Source organism: Vallitalea longa, assembly GCF_027923465.1.
In the GTDB taxonomy this organism is placed as follows: Bacteria; Bacillota; Clostridia; order Lachnospirales; family Vallitaleaceae; genus Vallitalea; species Vallitalea longa.
In genome coordinates this window covers 375,097-394,143 of sequence record NZ_BRLB01000001.1, presented here as the reverse complement: position 1 = coordinate 394,143, position 19,047 = coordinate 375,097, and the positions used below count along the sequence as shown (strand labels likewise).

15 protein-coding genes and 1 riboswitch are annotated in these 19,047 nt (G+C 29.0%); of the genes, 8 read left to right on the top strand and 7 right to left on the bottom strand.

Annotation, left to right across the window (positions count from 1 at the left end):
* The first annotated feature begins 2 nt into the window (after positions 1-2).
* From QMG30_RS01630 to QMG30_RS01610, 5 genes are all read left to right on the top strand, one after another.
* Positions 3-4,100 (top strand): hypothetical protein, encoded by a 4,098-nt coding sequence (locus QMG30_RS01630; protein WP_281811552.1) that lies wholly within the window; start codon positions 3-5, stop codon positions 4,098-4,100.
* Entirely contained in the window at positions 4,101-4,373 is a 273-nt protein-coding gene (locus tag QMG30_RS01625; protein ID WP_281811550.1) for a hypothetical protein, read from the top strand. It begins immediately after the preceding gene.
* Positions 4,374-4,377: 4 nt separating this feature from the next.
* Positions 4,378-5,088 (top strand): N-acetylmuramoyl-L-alanine amidase, encoded by a 711-nt coding sequence (locus tag QMG30_RS01620; protein ID WP_281811548.1) that lies wholly within the window; start codon positions 4,378-4,380, stop codon positions 5,086-5,088.
* 61 nt (positions 5,089-5,149) lie between these two features.
* Positions 5,150-5,455 (top strand): phage holin family protein, encoded by a 306-nt coding sequence (locus tag QMG30_RS01615; RefSeq protein ID WP_281811546.1) that lies wholly within the window; start codon positions 5,150-5,152, stop codon positions 5,453-5,455.
* A gap of 249 nt (positions 5,456-5,704) precedes the next feature.
* Positions 5,705-6,316 (top strand): sce7726 family protein, encoded by a 612-nt coding sequence (locus tag QMG30_RS01610; RefSeq protein WP_281811544.1) that lies wholly within the window; start codon positions 5,705-5,707, stop codon positions 6,314-6,316.
* On the opposite strand, the gene QMG30_RS01605 is transcribed toward QMG30_RS01610, so the two are convergent.
* Positions 6,252-7,286 carry a beta family protein gene (locus QMG30_RS01605; RefSeq protein ID WP_281811542.1) on the bottom strand — a complete coding sequence of 345 codons (1,035 nt, stop codon included), beginning with the start codon at positions 7,284-7,286 and terminating at the stop codon, positions 6,252-6,254. The genes QMG30_RS01610 and QMG30_RS01605 overlap by 65 nt on opposite strands.
* Before the next feature lie 301 nt (positions 7,287-7,587).
* Here QMG30_RS01605 and QMG30_RS01600 point away from each other — a divergent pair, with 301 nt between their 5' ends.
* A complete protein-coding gene (locus QMG30_RS01600) occupies positions 7,588-9,852 on the top strand; it encodes a DUF2971 domain-containing protein (protein ID WP_281811540.1) in 2,265 nt (754 codons plus the stop codon).
* Positions 9,853-9,981: 129 nt separating this feature from the next.
* Here QMG30_RS01600 and QMG30_RS01595 read toward each other — a convergent pair whose 3' ends face one another.
* Together QMG30_RS01595 and QMG30_RS01590 are read right to left on the bottom strand one after the other, a co-directional pair.
* Positions 9,982-11,313 (bottom strand): ferrous iron transporter B, encoded by a 1,332-nt coding sequence (locus QMG30_RS01595; protein ID WP_281811538.1) that lies wholly within the window; start codon positions 11,311-11,313, stop codon positions 9,982-9,984.
* Positions 11,313-11,570: a FeoA family protein gene (locus QMG30_RS01590; protein WP_330680630.1), complete on the bottom strand. Its 258-nt coding sequence runs from the start codon at positions 11,568-11,570 to the stop codon at positions 11,313-11,315. The genes QMG30_RS01595 and QMG30_RS01590 overlap by 1 nt, the downstream gene beginning before the upstream one ends.
* Before the next feature lie 256 nt (positions 11,571-11,826).
* On the opposite strand from QMG30_RS01590, the gene QMG30_RS01585 reads away from it, so the two are divergent.
* Positions 11,827-12,567: a hypothetical protein gene (locus QMG30_RS01585; RefSeq protein WP_281811537.1), complete on the top strand. Its 741-nt coding sequence runs from the start codon at positions 11,827-11,829 to the stop codon at positions 12,565-12,567.
* A gap of 99 nt (positions 12,568-12,666) precedes the next feature.
* On the opposite strand, the gene QMG30_RS01580 is transcribed toward QMG30_RS01585, so the two are convergent.
* The gene (locus tag QMG30_RS01580; RefSeq protein ID WP_281811535.1) at positions 12,667-13,560 is read right to left on the bottom strand and encodes a CHAP domain-containing protein; all 894 of its coding nucleotides are present in this window, start codon (positions 13,558-13,560) and stop codon (positions 12,667-12,669) included.
* 613 nt (positions 13,561-14,173) lie between these two features.
* On the opposite strand from QMG30_RS01580, the gene QMG30_RS01575 reads away from it, so the two are divergent.
* Positions 14,174-14,575: an iron dependent repressor, metal binding and dimerization domain protein gene (locus QMG30_RS01575; protein ID WP_330680629.1), complete on the top strand. Its 402-nt coding sequence runs from the start codon at positions 14,174-14,176 to the stop codon at positions 14,573-14,575.
* An 83-nt stretch (positions 14,576-14,658) separates the two neighbouring features.
* Here the strand turns inward: QMG30_RS01575 and dapB are convergent, their stop codons facing one another.
* The 3 genes from dapB to htpG all read right to left on the bottom strand — a co-directional run bounded on the left by dapB (position 14,659) and on the right by htpG (position 19,021).
* Positions 14,659-15,420, bottom strand: a complete 762-nt coding sequence (gene dapB, locus QMG30_RS01570; protein WP_281811533.1) for a 4-hydroxy-tetrahydrodipicolinate reductase — start codon at positions 15,418-15,420, stop codon at positions 14,659-14,661.
* 175 nt (positions 15,421-15,595) lie between these two features.
* Positions 15,596-16,480: a 4-hydroxy-tetrahydrodipicolinate synthase gene (gene dapA, locus QMG30_RS01565; protein ID WP_281811531.1), complete on the bottom strand. Its 885-nt coding sequence runs from the start codon at positions 16,478-16,480 to the stop codon at positions 15,596-15,598.
* A 420-nt stretch (positions 16,481-16,900) separates the two neighbouring features.
* A riboswitch (Lysine riboswitch) is annotated at positions 16,901-17,080 on the bottom strand.
* 54 nt (positions 17,081-17,134) lie between these two features.
* Positions 17,135-19,021 (bottom strand): molecular chaperone HtpG, encoded by a 1,887-nt coding sequence (gene htpG, locus QMG30_RS01560; RefSeq protein ID WP_281811529.1) that lies wholly within the window; start codon positions 19,019-19,021, stop codon positions 17,135-17,137.
* Positions 19,022-19,047: the final 26 nt, after the last annotated feature.

The following is a 19,047-nucleotide window of genomic DNA, read 5'->3' as shown; positions in this document are numbered from 1 at the left end:
AAATGAGTAAATTATTAATAGGTAGTGAGTTAAACAATAATAATAGTGATAGTAAAAGTAAGTTACTTATAGGAAGTGAAGTAGAAAACTATAAAATATCTCAATCTACAGAGTATAAAGACTTTATGGAAAAGCTTGATTCCATTAAACCTATTGAGACTAACGAGGAAACATTACAGACTCTTGCTGATAGATATAAAAAGCCAGAAGTACTAAAAGGTTATATAGAACCAGATAATAACTGGTACAACTTTAAACAGGGGATAAAAAAGCAGTTAGGAAAAGTTAAAACAGTATTAGAAGGTGTTGGAACTGGACTAGCTAAGCCTTTTGTTGGGGGCATTCAGACTATAGAGGAAAATTCGGATATTCCTGAGAATTACCAAATCAAAGAAGCCTTTACACCAGAAGCCAAAGAAAGACAAATAAAAGAGAATTTAGGCTATACTCCATATGCTGAACTTAACAAAGGAGAAAAAAGACTTCTTAGTGGTGGAGAATTAGCTGGTACTCTTGGTAGATATGGATTAACATATGCGGTTGGCGCACCATTAATCAGCAAAGCCACTAATCCAGCTGTACAAAGTATATTGCAATCTGGTCTTAACCCTGCTGTAACTCAAATGGGTGCTGCAACTGCTCCAAGATTATTACGAGGAATTGCAGCAACAGGAGTCGGGGCAGGAGTGGAGGACTTAATTCTTGGAACTCCACAAGGTATGTTAGATGCTAAAGCAGAGGGTAAAAAAGGTTTGGAACTTGCTAAAGATACAGGTGAAAATATTCTTTTAGATGCTGTATCTAATTTAGTATTTAAAGGTGCTGGTGAAGCCATTGATCTAGCTAAGATATTAAAAAATAATAAAGCAGCAAAACAATCAGTCGAAACAGTAGAAAAAGCTATTAAAGAATTACCACAACTAGAAGCTGAAAAGATTATCAATCAAGAAGCTCAAAAGGTTATTAATGAAAGTGATATCAATGATATCGTGAAAGGTCTAAATTACATAGATAAAGAGTATAAAGGATTTATTAATGATGAAGTTATTAATCAGATAGCATCAAACAGTACCAAATCAAATAACTTTGATGAAGTGTTAGCAAAAACTATTGATGATCTATCACCAGAAAAAGCAAAAGAAATATATAACAGTAAATTAGACGATTATACAAAGACTTTACTTAATACCAGCAATAATGGAGTTGAAAAAGGATATACAGCTAAAAAGTTTGGTGAGGAAGGATATTATAGAGTAGGTGCAACGAGTTATAATCCCCAGTGGTATAGTAGATTATTTAAAGAATATAACGGAAAACCACCTAAATATGCTATCAGACAAGAAGCTGAAAGACATTTGAAAAATGGAATAAGTGAAAGTGGTGTTAAACTAAAACCAGATATTATGTTTAACAAGCTTTCTAGCAAGATTAACAATTCCATTGATACAATTATACCTAACATAAAAAAAGAAGCTCTAAACATACCAGTAAATGAGATTGATAACATAATTAGTAAAAATATAGATAATATAACAGATGCAAAAGAACTTGAAAACATCATAAATGAAACTAAGCAGTTACTAGGAACAACTAACGATAAGCAGATGAAATTAAATTTACAAATGTTCGCAGATAAGGCTCAAAAGAAATTGAAAGAACTAGCAGAGGAAAGTTATAAGAGCATTGAAGCAAATGGACCAAGAGAAAACTTAAGTTTCTCACAAGGTAGAATAGACGTTGAAGGACTTAAGAAGAGTATAGGGGATATAGTAGAAAAGCATCCACTAGAATACAATGCAATAAATAATAAAGATACATTAACAGCTGCTAAGAAGCTAGTTCAACAGAATTTTGAAGCATCAAAAAACATGGTTAGGGATGGAAAGGTCTATAATAACGCTGTTGAATCTGCTGTAGGCATGGAAACGATAGAAAAACTGTTTAAGGATAAGCAGTATGATGAAGCCTTTGAGTTGTTAGAGAAACATTCAGATAAGCTTAAGCGTATGGGCCAAGCTAACCAGATAGCTGCAACATGGGCTAGAACTACACCAGAGGGAATGACAAAATGGACCGATAAGCTAATTAAAGAAGCTAAAGAAAAAGGCTTAAAATTTACTACAGAAGATACTAAGGCATTTAAGGAAAAGATATACAAGGAAATGGAAGTAATACAAGGTATAGATAGCCCAGAAGAAATGATTAGTCAGATTGAGAAAACTTATGGTAAAAAACTTCCTAAATGGGTTGATAATCAGTTATCAAAACAAACCCAAGATAAGTTGAAGGAGATAGCTACAGAACAAGTATTGAATGAAGTTAGGGGATTAATAAAACCTTCTATATGGAAAAAGATATCTACCTATCAAGCTATGTCACATTTAATAAACATTCCTACTGCTATGCGTAATATATTTGGTAACCTATCATTCAATGAAGCCGAAAGGTTAAGTAATCTCTTTTCTATTCCAATAGACAAGATTACATCTATTAAGACAGGAGAGAGAACACTAACAGCACCTACATCATGGAGAAAAACCATTGTACCAGCAATAGACAGAGCAAAAGATTCAGCCATGTATACTAAGCTAGGTATTAATTCAGATGTAGGGAAATACACCATTCAAAGGGGTAGTGCCTTTAATGGTAAATTAGGTAAAACAGGAGAAAAAGTTTTGTCTTATGAATTAAAAGTTCCTGACGAATTTTTCAAAGGACAGATAAAACAAGATGTACTTAATCAGCAAATGAAGCTTGCAGGAGTTACAAAACCTACAAAGGAAATGATTGATATAGCAGAGGAAGAAATGTTATATAGAACGTTCCAAGATGATTCTTTACCATCAAAAGTATTACAAGGACTAAAAGACGTATTTAACAATGCAGGATTCGGACAAAAGATTAGAGGTTCTAGTGGTATTATCACCAAAGAGTTTGGATTAGGTGATCTGATAATAAAATATCCTAGGGTACCAGGTAACATTATATCAAGAGTAATAGAGTATACACCTGCAGGATATCTAAAGGGTATTTACAACTTGGCAAAAGTAGGTAAAAATCCTAAATTACAACATAAAGCAGCTATGGCATTTGGTAGAGCTACAAATGGTTCATTAATGATTGGTATGGCTGCATTAATGCATCAAAAAGGACTTCTAATTAGTGATGATGCAGACAAAGACAAGGACCTTAAATCATTAGAAAAGTCTGAAGGATTAGGAGGATTGAAAGTTAATCTTTCAGCTATAGAAAGACTTTTAGAAGGTGAAAGTACACAATTACAAAAAGGTGATGAACTATCAACTCTTAACTGGATAGAACCTATAGGAAAGAGTTGGGCCATAGGCGCAGCTATAGACAGAGAAGTTAAGAAAGATAAGTCTACACAAGAGGTCGCTACTGCATCACTTAATCAAGCATTAGAGGAAGTATTGGACCTGCCTACATTAAGTATAGTTAAATCAATGTTCTATACTGGTATGAATAAAGATTCATCAAAATTTGATGTTATGATAACACCAGTAACAGAAGCAATACCTGGATTTGTTTCTGGACCAATAAGGCAAGCAGCACAAGTAACTGATCCAGTACAAAGAGAACAATATAGTGGTAAGCCTACAGAAAGATTACAAAAGAGAATAAAAGCAAGTATACCAGGCATGAGTAAATCTCTTGTTCCTAGTGTATCATCATTAGGTGAAGAATTAACACCACAAGGAACTGATTCGAGAGCATTTTTTAATAGATTGATTAATCCAGCTATACAGACTACTTATAAACCTAATGAGTTTACAAATAAGCTTAAGGATATAGAAAAATACACTGGTAAAACGACTGTTTATCCATCTTCTATAGCCCCATCATATGTTACTAAAGATAAAGTAAAATATACATTAACAGACAGCGAAAAAGCAGATTATCTTAAGATATCAGGACAGATCATTAAAGATAAATTAAAAGATATTGGAGAAGTGACAGAAGATAATGCAGAAAAGAAAGCTAAGAAAGTAGAAAAGATTATAAGAGATGCTAGAGAAGAGGCTAAAAAACACATACTTGAAGAGAGGAAAAACATAATACCGAAAGTAGGTGGTAGGTAAGTGGAAAATACAGATAAAGCCACGATAGCTTTAGAATCAGCTAAATCAGCACATCATAGGATAGACGAAAACAAAGAAGAAATAAATAATCTAAAAGAAAAGGTCAATACAGTAGAAAATACTACTATAAGACTAGAAGTATTATTAACAAAAATGAATGAAACTATAGATAAGATAGCTACAACAATAGATAAGGCTAAATGGGTGATTATTACATCAATTTGCTTTCCTATAATTGTAGCTATTGTTATATCGTTTATTACGAAAGGGTGATTAGATGAAAGAATATGAAATAATTTGGAAAGGAAACAGTAATACCAATAAATCTACAAGGAGAGGATATGCTCCAAGAATAATTGTAGATCATATAACAGAAGGGTCTGCAAGTTCAGCCCTTTGTTGGTTTACAAGTTCAGGTAATAAAGTTTCTTCAGCACATTTTTTAGTTACTAAGGCAGGAGAAATATATCAATTCGTAAAAATAGAAGATAATGCATGGGCTAATGGTATTAATAGTAAAGATATAAAGAATGCTACAGCTTCAATGGTGAAGGAAATGAATGTTAATCCTAATTGGTATTCTATATCCATAGAACATGAGGGGATATATAAACAAACAAAAGGCGAATTAACAGAAGAACAATTAAAAGCTACAATATGGCTTCATCAATACATAATAGACTATGTAAAAGATAAGTGGAATATTGAAATACCAGTTGATAGAAAACATATAATCGGACACTATGAGATCAGCCCAAGAAGAAAACCAAATTGTCCAGGACAGAAGTATCCATTTAACCAGATCATTGAATCACTTAATAATAAAACAACAGAGTATATCAATGTACCACAATGGCAAATAGATGGTTTTAACGGACTAATAGAAAGAGATGTAATACAGAGTCCAGAGTACTGGAAAAACAAGCTAGGACAGCCAATAACAGTTGGAGAATTATTCGCAGTATTAAACAAGGCAATAAGGAAGTAAAGTTTAAGTTAAGATAAAAGAAATTAGGGTGAAATAAAAATTTTTAAAGGAGAGACATAACATGGATTGGAACGCAATTATAAGTTTTATAAGACCAGAGTTATTTGTATTAATTATATTTTTATACTGTTTAGGATTATTCTTAAAGAAAATACCAGCATTTACTGCAGAGTGGCTTATACCTATCATTTTATTAGGTGCAAGCTTATTTATTACCATTATTTATATGGGCGTGGTAGTAGAAGGTGAATTTACACCAATAGTAATTGTAACTGCTGTAATACAATCTGTAATTATAGCTGCTATTGCTGTATTTGGTAATGAGATAATAAAACAGTTAACACAAAAAAGAAAGTTTGATAAGTAATATTAGAGCCTATTTTCTTAGTCGGAGATAGGCTTGAAATTTTTATGAATTATGGTGTTTTTTTTCTTAATTGTACAGTGAAAATAAAATTTTAGTATAGCTAAAAAAGAAAAGATTACAAGTAGTACAAATGATGATTTCTAACAGGAAATGAGAACTTTAATTTAATTCACAGTAAGTATAAGTTGAAATACCACGTTATTAATATTATAATAAGAGTAGCAATATTGACAGGTGAAAGGTGAGTTTATGAAAGTTTATGATTCAGATATCAGAGAATTATTAAAATATAAATTTATTACGCTGAAAAAATATACTTCTGACCCAACTACAAAAGTAGTTGAAGAGATGGATGTATGTATGGGTACATCAAGAATTGATATGGCTGTTTTAAATGGGAAACTACATGGATATGAAATCAAAAGTGAGCAAGATACTTTAGAAAGATTGCCTGATCAAATTGAATCTTATAATAAAATATTTGATACCATGACAATTGTGACAGGTGAAAAGCATGTATCAAAAGTTATGAAAATTGTACCTGATTGGTGGGGAGTATATTATGTATCATTAAATAAAAAAAAGCCAGTATTAAAAAGAAAGAGACAAGTTAAGAAAAATAAAGAGATAGATATATTCTATCTATCTCAATTGCTTTGGAAAAATGAACTATGTGAACTCTTAATTGATAACGGTATTAAAAAGGGAATTAAGAGCAAAACACGGTATGAGTTAGGAATTCTTGTTTCAAAAGTAGTTAATAATCATGATACAAAAGAATATGTACGTGAAAAGCTTAAAAGTCGTAAAGATTGGAAAGCTGTTGAATTAAAGCAACTATATGATGATTTGCAACAATAGTTACCCATTGACCGTTATTGCCCGGACCATGCCCATTTAATCGATGGGCTTTACAATATATTTGATTATCACCAAATGAAAATTCTTTTCCATAATAATAGTTGGCGGAAACAATAGTGTGAGACATGTCAAAACAACTAACAACCATCACATTGCGTTTATGGTCCTTTTTTCCTTTCATGACTATATACTTATCTTGAGTTGTATATTTTATCTTAGGTAAAATACCATATTGAAGATGAGAAAAATCAATCTCGCTATCAGTAAACTTAGTTACACCATAATCTGAGTATATAAGTTTATCACGTAATAATGAAAAACGTTTATTATTATAAATTTTTTTAAAGATTTTAATATCAAGTCTATCGAATTCTTTTGTTTCTCCTGACTTTATAGATAATTTTGAAGGGAAAGAAGTACATGAAATTAATATTTTATTTAAAATTTTTACATCTTTTAAACAAAATTCTTCTAATACCATTTTTAACTCACTCATATGGATATTAGCTTCTCTTTTGGTTTCAATAACTTGAAGGTCCATTATTAGATCAATTTCTATGTCAGCAAATTTTTTCTTGCAATCTCTAATATTCTCAAAAATATCCTCATATTCTGGTGCTTCAATATCGCTAGGCAGGGTTAACCTAACAGCTATTCGTTTTACTAAAGGGTAAATCTTATCTATTGTTTCGTGTAAATCATCATAGTATAATACGGGATATGCTAATCCATTAGAGTTTTTTATAATACTTAATAAAAAGTCTCTGTCATCTTCCGCTGCAATTATAGTGTCAAGATAAATAGGATAGTTAAAACATGACTTAATAGTTTCTATGAAATTTTCAGGTTCAATATAGTCGATTAGTTCTATAAGCGGAATAATCTTTTTTCTATGTTCTTCAGATAGTTTTTGTAAAGCATCTTGTTCTCCTTTTTTCCATTTTAATATAGGTGTATATAGCTGTAACACATAAATTCTCCTTTCGTGGCATAATATTCTAACAATTACTATATTACGCTATATTTGAGTAAAAATCCACAATTATATATAAATAAATGTTAAAAAATAAGTGTATTATTTTTTATATGATTTAAAAATACATATATAAATTCATAAAAAATTATATTATATGCAAGTAAATTAAATAATTTGTCAAGTAACCTACTATATTAATTGAAGGTTGGTTTTTTTTAGGGATTATCATTAAATTTATCTATTAATATTTATCTGGAAACGTGTTATAATATAGACTAAAGTTGAGGTGGTCTGTATGAATAATGATAATATTGAATTTAAAATAGATACTTGGAACAAAACGATAAATAGTTATAATAAAGAAATAGAAAAACAACTACAAAATTTTTTAATCGATATAAAAGATAAAAAAAATTATATTGATTTAAAAGATACTATATGTAAACTGTTTTCAATAACATTAGAACTGTTAAAAGCAAGAAATATAGAAAAAAACAATATATTAATAGATGAGCTTATAAATTTACAAAATAAAGCAAGCGATATAATCAGTAGTAGTTTATGTAAATTAATTGATAAAACTATAACCTCTCATAATAAGAATTTTACATATTTTATTTTATATTATATAGATGAGATAGTTAATTTGTGTAATATGAATATATACTTTTTGTGTGAAAAAATGTTATCATTAATATTAAATAATATTACTAAAATTAATTTATGCCATAAACGTATCTATAAAGATTATTTTACAAATAAAATTTATAAATATAAAATTAATGATGATAAATTTCTTTTGATTTTATTAGATTATTTATTAGAAATCAGAGATTTTAATACTATGAAAGTTATATGTGATAGTGTGAGTGAAGACAATAATATTAACGAAAATATTAATGTAAATACTCTATTAAGTTTTTATTATGGAATATATTATCTAGAAAATAATAATTGTGTACAAGCTGAAGTTAAATTAAAACAATGTATAATTTTTGGATATAAATTATTCTACTCCTATATGAATTTAGTAACAATGTATATAAAGTATAATAAGACAAAAAAAGCAAAAGAATTGTTAAAATTAGCCCAAGAAAAATTTAAAAATAATAAAGAGTTACAATTAGAAATAAAATGTTATTTATGCTATGTTCTATATTATGAATATAATTATAAAAAAGCACTAAAACAAATGATTTATTTAGAGAATGATATTCAAGAATATAAATCTAATTCTTATTTATATAATAGATATTATAATCTGTTAGGTACATTATATGCTTTTACTGATAATGAGAATTATAAAAATAGTAATAATGTAGAAGATGCAATTAGTTGTTTTAATAAAACCAATAATAATAATTTAATATTTAATCTTTATTATTATATGGTCGTTATTAAAAAGGATAAATTATATAATGATAGACTAAAAGAAGTTATTAATAATATTAAATCTGCAATTGGTATAAATAATAATTATATTAATTATTTAGCAAGTATATTATTAATAATTAAATATGATTTTAATTATGACAGAAAGAATTTTATTAATGATTTTAATTATATGAATAAAATATGCGATAATATAGAAAATGAATTCGAAATACCATTAGCTATTGACGAACAAAGCATTTATTATACATGTAATGAAATATATAGAAATACCAATACAGTAAACTATAGTGAATTAATAATTTTGTTATATGATTTGTTGAATACTGTAAATACTATTAAAGATAAATGTGTTGTTAAAGCAGAAGACATTCATAAGTATGCTCATTATTGTAACCTAAATACTGCAGGTATTTTAGCAAATCCAAACGGTAAAATTAGATTAACAAATTCAAATTGTTTAAATGATCCAGATGAAGGTAAATTGTTATATGATTATTTTAATGATGTTAAATATAATGATTTGTTAAAAGTAATTGATAGTGAAACTAATTCAGAAATTTATTTAATTAGCTTTTGTAAAGGAGAGGATGATCTAAACCTATTTAGATTCTATGGGGATGATGCAAAAGGTGCTTCAATAATTTTAAATAAAGAATTTTTTGATGACCCATTTAAATATTTTATTCCTAGACCTGATTCGTATAAAGAATTTAAAATGAATGAAAAAGATTATATTGAAGGTGGTAGTAAAAAATTATATAAAGTAATTTATCCTGGAATTAAAGACTTTAATAATAAAATAAATGATATTAAAATAAAAGTAGATAATATTTTACATTTTCAAAAAAACAAGAAATTATCTACTAATAAATGTAAAATTATTAATAAATGTATTAATAATATTTTATCACAGATTAGATATCTGATAAAAGCTAATTGTTGGAAATCTGAACATGAAGCTAGGCTTATACTAAAAATACCAAAAGAAAATAATAAAATAGAATATGATAATAATATGCATAATTTATATTATTACCTTAATAAGGATTATAAAATTACATTGTTAACGTTAGGTTCTAAAGTTGGTGATTATCAAAAAGAAGCCAATTATTTTTCAAGTTTGGGGATTAAAAAAGTAAAAAAATCTAAACATCATTATCAATAATTAAGAATTAGGATTTTATTGTTATTACCAATTAACAAAACTAATTTCATAATAATTTTTTAGTCATTACATTTACTAGAACTTAATAGCCTATCTTAATAGGTAGGCTAAATTTTAAAATCTATTATATTACAGTTTCAGTTTAACCATGCACATCGTCAACGCTTGTTTCCCGTGCGCACAACACTTCTTAAAAAAATAATCCAAATTAAAAGCTATCCTAGGCAGATATCCAAGATCCTCTAACAAAGTGAAAAGAGGGAAAAATATTGCCATAGGAGGTAGCATAACAGATATTACCCAGCCAAGAGTTCGAAAAAGTCCTAGAATAATTACACCATGAAGCCATGCAGGAGCACTTATCCAGTTGAAAAAATCTGTAAGTTTCAATTCTAAAGTACTGAACATATTAGATAACAGTGCTGATGGATAGTTAGCACCCACTATTGTAATCCAAAAAATAATACCTAAAAGCAATAACATTATTGGAATACCCAGTGCTTTTGAAGTAATTACTTTATCTATTTTTCTGTCAAAACTCTTATTTTTCTTTTTATGTTCAGAAATAACTTTGGTAGTTATTGATTCAGCGGTATCAATTATACTGGATACTATTTTTTCTCTTAAAACATCTATGTTTATATTATGAATGATTTCCAAATCATCTTTTATTGAATTTATCTTTGACATGATTTCTTCTCTAGAAGACAAATCAATATTAAGGTATTTTTCTATGGATTTAATTATGGAACTGTCCCCATCAAGTAATCTTAATGAGGTCCATCTAATATCTAAAACATCATTTTCTAATACTGGAGATATAATAGGGCATAATTCATCGACAGCTTCCGTAATTTGGTCATTATAATTGATTTTAATAGGGGATAAGGTTCTTTCTGCTGTAATCATACTATGTAGACTATCTTTTAGTGTATCAAGCCCGATACCATTTCTTGCATTAGTTGGAATTACTGTAATTCCCAGTTCATGGGATAATTTCTTACAATTGATCTCAATACCTTTTCTCTTGGCTTCGTCAATTAGATTAACACATAAGATTACATTGCTGGTAATCTCAAGTATTTGTAATAATAAGTTGAGGTTACGTTCTAGACAAGTACTATCAGCTACAACAACAACTGCATGAGGTTTCCCAAAACATATGAAATCTCTAGCTATCTCTTCTTCAACAGAATTAGATAATAGTGAATAAGTTCCAGGAAGATCGACTAAGATATATTTTTGACCATTATGTGAGAAAGTACCTCTGGCGTTAGTAACAGTTTTACCGGGCCAATTTCCCGTATGCTGTTTTAGACCTGTAAGAGAATTGAACATTGTACTTTTTCCAGTATTAGGATTACCTGCTAAGGCTATGACTATATCATCTGGAGATTGCAAATCCACATTGAAGCTATCTTTTAAAGTTTTCAAACCAGTTGATTGATTAGTAAGTCCCATTAAATAGTATCCTCCTTATTAGGATTATATTTTACTATTATTTTTGACGCTTCTTCCGAACGAAGAGCAATCACTGTTCCTCTAATTTCATATGCAACAGGGTCTCCGCAAGGGCTTTTGTAAAGCGCTTTGATAGGAGTATCTTTCACTAATCCCAAGTCGAGCAATCTTCTTCTGGTAATTCCATCAGATAATAATCTTAACAATTGACATACTTGACCTACTGCCAAATTATCTAGTGACATTACTTTATTCATTATCTATCACCTCATTTATTTGATTTAAGATTTATAATAAAAATCTCTTCGTTTTTTTATTTTATAAAGTTAGGCGTAAGAAACTTTTAGAATCCATTTAGAATAATATATTTATTGATAACTTGATTGGTGCAAGTACAAATAAAATTTTTATTATAATTTTTTATTTACCATAATAATTCATTTATTATGTTGACATTATATATTTTATATATTACGATTATCAAGAAAATAATATTGAAGGGGAATATCAATAATGAAAAAATTAAATATCTTAATCTTAACTATTTTGATTACTATATCTCTATGTTCTTGTAATAACGCAAATAAAGAGATAGAAGAATCAAATACTTCACCGACACCAACTGATGAACAAACAGTAATAGATGATACAACAGATAATAATGAAGATTCATCAGATGATAAAGGTAATGATGAAGTGTCACAAGAAACTGGTGAACTAGAAATAATTAAAAAAGTAGAAAAAATGACTGATGAAGAATTATTGGACAGTTATATATATAATTTGGAAATTTGTTGTCCTGAATTTGACTTTAACAATGCTACAGAATTAGATGCAGATGAATTGTATAAACTATTTCTGTATTCGTTATTTGAAAATGTAGATTCTGATAAGGAAGATGAACTGTACGATGAATATCATAAGCAATGGTATAATGAAGAATTAAGTGTTTTTCAGATAGAAGTTGAAGATATTAAAAAACAATTGGATAAATATTTAAAAGAGTATACTTTAGACATAGGAAATACAAAGTTAATTAATACGGATTCTGAAAAAATCGAAACTCCTACGATTACTGGTTTTGGAGGGAATGCATTTCCTAAAATCAAAGAAAAATCCCTTAATGGAAACCAATTAGAATTAACTGTTGATTTCTATGATGAAAGTTATAATAATATAATAAGATCAAAAATATATATTTTAGAATTTTACAATGATGGATATTATATCATTAAAGATAAACTAGTAGATTAATAAAAAATCTCCATCCTAATTATTTAAATGATAATAAGGGTGGAGATTTTTTACACACTTTCAGTTATATGTTTCTAGGATAGTCATATTAACTTTCCATTATAAAACTATATATCCCATTACCGTTCCACTTACTGGGAACTGATTTTTATCACATGATTTGACTATACCATCATTACTAGATAAACGATCATCTCTTGGGTAATTAGCTTCAGTATAGTATATTGTATTTTCTTCAACAAGTTCAACAAAAAGAACATGTCCAGGTTTATTATCCCCATATGAAATTGAACAAATAGCATTTGTAATAGGTCCTAAACTAGCAGGTCTTTTTGTAACATTAGAGGTATTAATATTAGCATACCATTGACGACCATTGTTACCACCATGAAATGAAAGTGCCTTTCCTTTCTTTTCATGTGCACGACCCCAACAAAACCAAGTACATTGTCCTACAAGATTAGCATGGTAGTACATATTTGTATTACTCATATAACTATCACTGTTAATATTCATATCAGATGGACGTTGTCCAACTACAGGACTAGGAATTGGTTGTTCAGTTCCTAATTTCATAGAATCAACCCATGCTCGTTTCATTTTATTGCCACTGATGTTGTATTCAATTAGAGCATAGTTACCTTCTTTTTTATAATACAAGAAGTGTACTTCTTCGCTTTTACTTATTGACCCTGCAGAAGGATATATGGTACTAGATGGACCACAATAAGTTTTGGTTGAAGCAAGACAATATCTTACTTGTAGATTAGGATTATAAGTCGATATATTACCACTTTTCTGACTTACTGCACTATCTTTAATATACATTCTCTTCTTTTTTGTCCCAGCCGGATATTCAATATAATACCAAGCCCCTTCAGCCCATAATATAGTCACTGTATCATTTGGTCCCGCATAACTGTTTTCTGAAGGATAAGAGGTACTAGGACCATAATATACTGGTGTTTGATTTATAACTTTTCCTGTTGCCATTAAAAAAACTCCCTTTTATATAATATTTTATTGTGTAATTGCAATTACATTAATAAAGGAGATAGGAGATGATTAATTGTAAAATGTGAATATAACATTTTATAAATTATCTGTTGTACGTACTAAGCTATCTCTACCATTGGCTTGATATAATGATATCATTGTATTATACGACATTAACACGACACATTATAAAATATAATGAAATATTAAAAATAAACAATTAAAATGTTATAAATATTTGTAGTCATTGTAAAAATATTTTATTAGTTAAGCAATTGCATAATTACCTTCCGCTCATTTCTATAGGACAGTATGTTTAAGTTCTTCTACCATTATAATCTACTTGTGCGTATAGAATTAATTAGGAATTATGCAATTATCTCAGGTAAGAAATAAGAAGGTTTTAATGCTGATTATGGTTAGCAATGATTTCGTAGGGTATTATTTCGGTAGTATCTATTATACTGAATCAATTTGATTTATATGAATAAATTTGTTGATACTATAATAATTTAGATTAAAGGAGGGGATAACTATCAACTTATCCGAGTTCTATACTTTTAGAGGTTATGAAATACTAGATAGAGAGAATAATATACTTACTCCAAGTATGGAGGATTATCTAGAAATGATATATAGAATATGTAAAGAAGAAAATTATGTAAGAATGAATCAATTAGCTAATAGATTGAACGTAAGACCTTCTTCATCCACTAAGCTTGTTCAGAAATTAAGTTCCATAGATTTAGTCAATTATAAGAAATATGGACTTATAAGCCTTACTAAAAAAGGTGAGGAGATAGGAAAATTCTTATATCATAGGCATAATGTAATAGAGAAATTTCTTAGATTGATAGGTGTCAAACATAATTTATTAAAAGATACAGAATTGATGGAACACTATATAAAACCAAGGGTCCTTAAAAATATAGAACATCTTAATTACTTTTTTGAAGATAATAGTGAGGTTTTAGAGAAATATTACGATTCACTAGAGAGCATTAAAAAATAACTGTATATAGTAGTTAGTAATAAAATAAGTCATCTACTGTTACTGTAAATGACTTATTGTCTATTCGATATAGAATTAATCTATTAGTTTCCTTCAATCACATTTTGCATATCGTACATGCCTTTTGATTTTTGACTTAAAAATTTGGCAGCATTCACAGCGCCAACGCCAAAAATATCTTTGGATAAAGCATTATGGTTAAGTTCAACCACTTCGTCTTTTCCAGCGAAAATAATTGAGTGTTCACCTACGATTGTACCACCTCTTACGGAATGGATACCAATTTCTTTTGAATCCCTTTTAGCTTTTACTATAGTTCTATCATAAGTATAGGAGTATTCGTTGTTAAGTGATTCATTAATAGAATCTGCAAAGGCTAGTGCAGTACCACTAGGAGCGTCTATTTTTTGGTTATGATGCTTTTCTATGATTTCAATGTCAAAGTTTGCTGCAGTAAGTGTTTTAGCAGCTTTTTTCACTAGGTTCAATAGAAGATTAACCCCTAATGACATATTTGCTGATAATAGAATGGCAATTTCTTTACTAGCTTCATTAACTATATTAAGTTGTTCATCGTTAAGACCGGTTGTACATAATACGACTGGTAATTTTTTTGATTTAGCATAGTCGATTAATGAAGGTACAGCTTTTGCAGTAGAAAAATCAATTATAACGTCGCCTTCAACATCAATACTGTTCATATCAGTAAAAACAGGATATGGGTTAGCAATGTTATCATTGACATCAATACCTGCAACTATAACTGCATCTTTATCATCTTCAACTATTCTAGAAATTACCTGTCCCATTTTCCCATTACAACCATGCATTATAATTCTAGTCATTATATAACTCCTTTCATTTTTGAAACCGTTTTTTACGTTTGTTTTGTACACATTAAATCTATACAAATATTTATAGCTAGAATATATTATGTGTTATTTGCTAAGAAGTAATGCTCTACGTAGTATAATAAAAACCACTGAATACTGAATCAAAATGTATTCAGTGGTTTTTTTTTTAGATAGTTATTCCAAGATCGTCTATTGCTTTTTTAACTCTTAAGAAGTTAGCTGGTTCCATTTCTGTTAATGGTAAACGACATGGACCAGATGGTAATCCTAGATAATTCATAGCTGCTTTTACTGGAATTGGATTAACTTCACAGAAAAGTGCTTTTACTAATTCATGTATTCTAAGCTGTATTTCTAGACTGCCTTTAACATCCCCAGCTAAGAATTTTGCAACTAGATCATGAGTTTCTCTAGGCATGATATTAGCAACAACGGAGATAACTCCTTTACCACCAAGAGAGAGTAGAGGAACTATTTGGTCGTCGTTTCCAGAATAAAGGTCAAGATTACCTTCGCATTTGTGAACTAAATTAGTAATGTGACCGATATTGCCACTAGCTTCTTTTATACCTACGATGTTATCTACTTTTGATAATGCATATGCAGTATCAACATCAATATTGAGACCTGTTCTTGAAGGTACATTATATAGGATAACAGGAATATCAACACTGTTAGCGATAGAGCTAAAATGTTGAATTAAGCCTTTTTGGGTTGTTTTATTATAATAAGGTGTTACTTGTAATAATCCATCAGCTCCTAGTTTTTGAGCTTGTTTGGAAAGTTCTATACCATGTTTTGTATCATTGCTTCCAGTTCCAGCGATAACAGGAACCCTTTTATTGGTTCTGTCAATAGCTACTTTTATACACTCAAGGTGTTCTTCATCATTAAGAGTAGAAGATTCACCAGTTGTACCACATATCACAATACAATCGGTTTTGTTTTCTATTTGAAAATCAATCAGTTTTTCTAATCCTTCATAATTAACACTCATATCATCATTAAATGGTGTTATTATTGCTACACCAGCACCTGTAAAAATAGACATCAGATAACCTCCTCAGATTATATATTATTTTTGTTATATCTTCTTAGTATTACACTATAGTAAAAATCTTTATTGGTTACAATAGAATTTTTCTATTTAAAATCTTTTTTATGACTAAGTATAAGTTAGTCACTGCATATTTATTTAGTTGCTTTCAGTTCTACTTTAGTATATCTGTTTTTAATAAAAACATCAATATAAGGTAAGCAAATATTTTCAGATTTCATATAGATTTAATTTTTATAATTATCAAACCTCCCATTTCAAATATCTGTTTATTATATTATATTGTTATAATAACAAATAATTGAAAGTATTGTTTAATATTTCATTAGTAAGTGGAGGGAAATGTTGGATTTTAATATAGAATAATAAAAAACAGTCGGCTTTGTGTGCCGACTGTGAGAATTAATATTAAATGTCACAAGTAGCACCCCATATATCAATTAATATATGACAGTTATATAGTTATTCACTATATACCCAGACAGAAAACAGACAGGTATTTTCTTCTTCGGCATCTTACCCTTTCAATGATTATCACATTTGCCTGAACAAATCAAATTATCTACTGATGTAAAATGCTCCTCTACTATACTAAACTATTAAATTTTCATATATAATATCACTAATATATCAGTTTGTCAAATATGACTATATCAATTTTTGAAGAATCTTGTTGCTTCTTTCAATAAATGTAGTCATAGCTTCTGGTGATAGCTGTTTATGGCTAATCATAGCTAAATCATAGATTTGTTGACAGAACATATCAGTGTTTTCGGTATCTTTATTCTCAAGAATATATTTTACCAACTTATTTTTCTTATTAAGAAGAAGGCTTTCATTACTTGGCATTGAAGCAGCATCCATTCCGAACATTCCGTACATCTTACTCATATCCTGCATTCTTCTTGATTCTTCAGGTAGAATGATCATAGCTGAAATTTCTTCATCCTTAAGATTTTCAATGTTAACTGTTAAGTTCTCATTGCTAAGTGATTTTCTGAAGATGCCTTGAACTTCTTCTTGAAGTTTTTTGTTATCCTCTTCACTTGAATCATCTTCATCTTTTAGGTTATCTGTAAGGTCAGCATCGATTCTTACGAATTTAGTATCTTTTTCTTTCATTTCAACATGTGATATGAAAGGTTGATCAATAGTCGTATTCATTATGACAGCTTCCATATCATTATCTTTAAACATTTTGATATATTGAGCTTGTAGTGTTTCATCTGTTACATAATAAACCTTGTTTTCATGTTTATCTTTATTTCTATCAAGATATTCTTGTAGTGTTACGTAATCTCCAGTTGTAGTCTTATACAATATGATTCCGTTTGTCTTGTCAAAGAATTTATCGTCTTTCAAGCAACCGAACTTGATAAATGGATGTATATCATCCCAGAATTTTTCAAAAGACTCTTTTTCTTTTTTATATAGTGAATTGAGTTTGTCAGCTACTTTCTTAGTAATGTATGAAGAAATTTTCTTGACGAAACCATCATTTTGTAAGAAACTTCTTGATACGTTAAGTGGTAGGTCTGGACAATCTAAAATACCTTTTAATAACAGTAAGAATTCAGGAATAACTTCCTTGATATTGTCAGCAACGAATACTTGGTTATTATATAATTTGATTTGACCTTCCATTGTTTCAAACTGATTTCCGATTTTTGGGAAATAAAGTATTCCTTTTAAGTTGAATGGATAGTCCATGTTAAGGTGAATCCAGAATAAAGGTTCTTTGAAATCCATAAAAGTCTTTCTATAGAATTCTTTATATTCTTCATCTGTACATTCATTAGGTTTTTTTAGATATAAAGGTGTAGTGTCATTTAATGGTTTTGGTTCTTCTGGTTCTTTTACTTCACCTTTTTCGTCTTCATTTTCATTTTTAGGTTCTTCCTTATTAGGATTGATCAGATATATCTCTATAGGCATTAGTGAACAGTATTTTTCAATTGTAGTTCTGACTGTGTATTCATTCAAGAAGTCTTTACCGTCTTCACCTATGTTAAGTGTAATCTTAGTTCCTCTTTCGGTACGGTCACTATCACTCATTTCATATTCATTACCACCGTCACTTACCCATTTAACAGCTTTTGATCCTTCTTTATATGAAAGAGTATCAATAGTAACTTTTTTGGCTACCATGAAAGCAGAATAGAAACCAAGTCCGAAATGACCTATGATCTGGTCTTCGTTAGCTTTATCTTTATATTTATTCATAAAGTCTTCAGCACCGGAGAAAGCGATTTGATTAATATATTGTTTTACTTCTTCGTCTGTCATACCAATACCATTATCAATAAAAGTCAGAGTTTCCTCTTTATCGTCAACAATAACCTCAATCTTGAATTCATTATCTTCAGGCAGAGATGCTTCTCCCATTGCGTCTAATTTTTTTAGTTTAGTTATAGCATCGCATCCATTGGAGATAAGTTCCCTTACAAATATATCATGATCAGAATATAACCATTTTTTTATTATTGGAAAAATATTTTCACTATGGATGGAAAGATTCCCTTTTTCAGTACTCATTTTAACTCCTCCTAACAATTTTTCAT